At 68.8% G+C, this 4,322-nt stretch carries 3 protein-coding genes; 2 read left to right on the forward strand and 1 reads right to left on the reverse strand.

All coding sequences use genetic code 11. The features are described from left to right. Positions 1-104: 104 nt before the first annotated feature. Entirely contained in the window at positions 105-809 is a 705-nt protein-coding gene (locus tag ELR45_RS21205; RefSeq protein WP_129668122.1) for a DJ-1/PfpI family protein, read from the reverse strand. 106 nt (positions 810-915) lie between these two features. Between ELR45_RS21205 and ELR45_RS21210 the strand changes: the two genes are divergently transcribed. Beyond that, on the forward strand, positions 916-2,106 hold the full coding sequence (locus ELR45_RS21210) for a CapA family protein (RefSeq protein WP_205856983.1): 1,191 nt from the start codon (positions 916-918) through the stop codon (positions 2,104-2,106). A 234-nt stretch (positions 2,107-2,340) separates the two neighbouring features. After that, on the forward strand, positions 2,341-4,322 hold a 1,982-nt coding region (locus ELR45_RS21215), incomplete at its 3' end, for a RecQ family ATP-dependent DNA helicase (RefSeq protein ID WP_240759966.1).

Consider the following 4,322-nt stretch of genomic DNA (forward strand, 5'->3'; position numbering starts at 1 on the left):
TGGCTCGAAGTATGAGAAGGCGGTGCAGCTCGGCGTCCCGGTTCTGCGTGAGGAAGGCTTCCGCGCTCTCCTCGACGGCGGCCCGGACGCCGCCCAGGAGCACGTCACGACTGAGGGGGGCGAGGTTTGACGAGCCCGAGATCTAATACCTCGATCTCGTCGACGCCCTGGTCGATCGGCGCGCCGGCCGGCTCGGCCCGGCGGTCCCTGCGCAGGATCGCGTCCCGGAGGCGCGTCCACACGCTGCGGTTCTGAGCCGGATGCCCCTCCTCGGGGGCCGTAGCGGCATCGGCACGGATCCGCGTGACGAGCTCCTGCCCGCCGTAGGATTCGGCGATCACCAGAGCGGCGCGGAAGGCGCTCGGGCCTGACGAGCAGGTGATGATCGGCCCGTCGACCACCACGGGCTGGTGCGATGGATGGGCGCCGTAGCGTTCGAGGAGGTGCCCGGCGAGCCAGTGGCCGGAGGCGGTGGCGTCCTGCAGGCGGCCCGACGCGGCCAGCAACGCTGAGCCGGTGGAGCTTGCCAATAGCCATCTCGGTGAGACGTGGCGCAGCCACGAGGCGATCTCCGCGTGCAGGTGCGAGCCGATGCCGCCCGGTACCGCGACGACGGCCGGACGCCTGATCTCGTCGAGGGAGGCGTCGGCGGTGACCACGCCGCCGATCCCGGTCACCCGTCCTGGCGCCGGGCCCGCGGTGACCGTTCTCAGATCCGGAATCCGCGAGAGCACGAAGCGCACGATCTCTACCTCGTCTACCAGTACCCCGTGGTAGACGATGATCACAGCGGCCCGGGTGATCTGCATGGCACCTCATCGCCTACTCAAGAGGCTACCCCGGCGAAGCTGGATGATACGGGTTAGAACCAACGCGTGGGTGATGGATCAGAACCAACGCGTCTACTGTGGATGCGTGAGCGACGGTACGGTCAAGCTGTCTCTCTGCGGCGACGTGATGCTGGGACGCGGAGTCGACCAGATCCTGGCCAACGCGGGTGACCCGCAGCTGTCCGAGCCGTTCATGCGGGACGCACGGGCCTACGTGGACCTGGCCGAGAAGACGAATGGTCCGGTTCCACGTCCGGTCGGCTTCGACTGGCCGTGGGGCGACGCTCTGGCGACGCTCGATGAGTTGGGGCCCGACGTTCGCATCCTCAACCTGGAGACGAGCGTCACCAGGAGTGGGGAGTTCGCTTCGGGCAAGTCCGTGCACTACCGGATGAGCCCGGGCAACGTCGCGGCACTGGCCGCCGGCCGGCCGGATGTGTGCGGGTTGGCGAACAACCACACGTTGGACTTCGGACGCTCCGGGCTGTCCGAGACGCTCGACACGTTGCACGTGTCCGGACTCCGTACGGCCGGAGCCGGCCGGGACACCGACGAGGCCACGCGGCCCGCCGTCGTCCAGATCGGTGACGTCGGCAGTGATGACGACGTCGGTAACGGTCGGCGATCGCGTCCGAGTGACGCGGGCAGCACTCGGGTACTGGTGTACTCGGTCGGCACGGCGTCGTCCGGTGTCCCGCTGGACTGGCGGGCGCGTGCTGACCGTGCGGGCATCGCGATGGCCGCGCTGCGCCGCCGCGATGCTGAGTCGCTGGCGGTGCGGGCCGACGCCGCCAGGCGAGTAGGGGACGTCGTCGTGGTGTCGATCCATTGGGGGTCCAACTGGGGGTATGGAGTCCCGCGGGAGCAGACGGAGTTCGCTCACCAACTGATCGACGCCGGCGTGGATGTGGTGCACGGGCACTCCTCGCACCACCCACGTCCGATCGAGGTATATCGAGGCAAACTCATCCTGTACGGCTGCGGCGACTTCATCAACGATTACGAGGGCATCGCCGGCTATGACGAGTACCGGGACGACGTGCGGCTGGTATACGTCGCGGACGTCGACCCGGCCGACGGGGCGCTGGCGGCATTGCGGATGGTGCCGATGCGCGCTCGGCGGATGCGCCTGGAACACGCCCCAGAGAGCGACACAGCCTGGCTGGCGTCGACACTCGACGAGGTCAGCGCCGACTTCGGCGTCCGTATCGCATCGACCGAGGTCTCCGGTTCCACCGGTCCGATGCGCGTCCTCGAGGTTCGTGGTCTTGCGTAACCAGGAGGACATTCCCGATCTTAAGCCCCGAATCCTTCCTGGTCTTGCGTAATGTTTGGCGCGGCGAGACGCGGCTGAACACTACCTAAGACTATGACATCGTTACCCAGGTAAACGTAGGTTCACGCCCGTCAACACCATTCGCCGAACGTGAACGGACGGATTGCCGGTCAAAGAATGTCTGCGCGGCGGGGTATTGTCGTCGAGACAGGTGCTGGTGACGGAGGGAGCCCCATGGACCTGAAAGACGAGGCAGAGGCCCTGCTGCGCCGCTTGGTCGGCAGTGAGGACGCGGCCTTCCGGGACGGGCAGTGGGATGCGGTGCACGACCTGGTCGAGCACCGGCGCCGGGTCCTCGTCGTCCAGCGCACCGGATGGGGTAAGTCGGCGGTGTACTTCGTCGCCACCGGGCTCCTGCGAGCCCGTGGACTCGGCCCGACCATCATCGTCTCGCCGCTGCTGGCCCTGATGCGGGACCAGGTCGCCGCGGCCGAGCGGGCCGGCATCCGGGCGGTCACCATCAACTCGGCCAACGCGGACGAGTGGGGTGAGGTGGCCCAGGCGCTCGCGGACAACGCCGTGGATGTGCTCTTGGTCAGCCCTGAGCGGCTGAACAACCCTCGGTTCCGCGAGGAGCAGCTGCCCACACTCACCACGAACGCGGGACTGATCGTGGTGGACGAGGCGCATTGCGTCTCCGACTGGGGGCATGATTTCCGGCCCGACTACCGCCGGATCCGTGACCTGCTCGACTCGCTGCCGCCGGGTACACCTGTGCTCGCGACGACGGCCACCGCGAACGCCCGGGTGGTCGCCGATGTCGCCGAGCAGCTGGGAAGCGGGGGCGCGGACGTGCGGACCCAGCGTGGATCGCTGGCCCGCAACAGCCTGCGGCTCGGCGTGCTGCGCCTGCGCTCGTCCGAGGAACGCCTGGGCTGGCTCGCCGCTCACTTGGGCGAGTTGCCGGGAAGCGGGATCATCTACTCATTGACCGTGTCCGGTGCCGAGGACACCGCCGAGTTGCTCCGTGACGCCGGATACGACGTGCGCGCCTACACCGGCCGTACCGACCCCGCCGACAGGGTCGACGCCGAGCAGGCTCTGCTGCACAACAAGGTCAAGGCCCTGGTCGCCACGAGCGCGCTGGGCATGGGGTTCGACAAGCCGGATCTGGGTTTTGTCATCCATGTCGGCGCGCCGTCGTCCCCGGTGGCGTACTACCAGCAGGTGGGCCGCGCAGGCCGGGCCACCGAGCGCGCCGACGTGCTGTTGCTCCCGGCAGCGGAGGATATCGACATCTGGCACTACTTCGCGACGGTCTCGATGCCGAAGCCGGAGCAGGCGGAGTCGGTGATCGGGGCTCTGGCCGAGTCCGGTCAGCCGATGTCCACGGCCGCTCTGGAGACGGTCGCCGACGTCCGCCGCACCCGGCTCGAGCTGTTGCTGAAAGTGCTCGATGTCGAGGGCGCCGTCCGCCGGGTTCGCGGTGGCTGGGAGGCGACCGGGCAGCCGTGGATCTACGACGCCGAGCGCTATGAGCGCGTCGCACAGACGCGCGCCGCGGAGGCAGATCTGATGCGGACCTACCAGCGGGGCGAGCAGTGCCGGATGGCATTCCTGCAGCAGGTGCTGGACGATCCGACGGCCGCGGACTGCGGCAGGTGTGATGTCTGCGCCGGACCTTGGTACCCGGGTACGGTTCCCGAGCAGGCGCTCGCCGGTGCGCGCAACATTCTCGGCAGGGCCGGCGTGCCGGTGGAGCCGCGTGCCCAGTGGCCGTCCGGGATGCCGCGGCTGGGGATCGAGGTGCGCGGCAAGATCGCCGAGCCGGAACGAGTCCAGCCAGGCCGGGCCATCGCACGTCTCACCGATCTCGGTTGGGGGCAACGCGTGCGGGCATTGCTGGCCGATGGCGACGCCCCTGCCACGGATGCCCTGCTGGCCGCCTGCGTGGACGTTCTGCGTGAGTGGCCGTGGGAGCAGCGTCCGCAGGCAGTGGCGTGGATACCGTCATCCCGCCGGTCACAGCTGATCCGCTCCGTCGCCGAGCATGTGGCAACCGTCGGCCGGCTGAGCAGCCTCGGGCCCTTGGAGTCCATCGGCGACGTGCCAGCGGGTGAGCCGGGTGGCAACAGCGCGTTCAGGTTGGCGACGGTCTGGGATCGCTGGCGCATCGGCGAGGAGATGCGGTCCTCACTCGCCGGTTTGGGGGCCGA

The sequence above is a fragment of the Phytoactinopolyspora endophytica genome, assembly GCF_004138495.1.
Classification (GTDB): domain Bacteria; phylum Actinomycetota; class Actinomycetes; order Jiangellales; family Jiangellaceae; genus Phytoactinopolyspora; species Phytoactinopolyspora endophytica.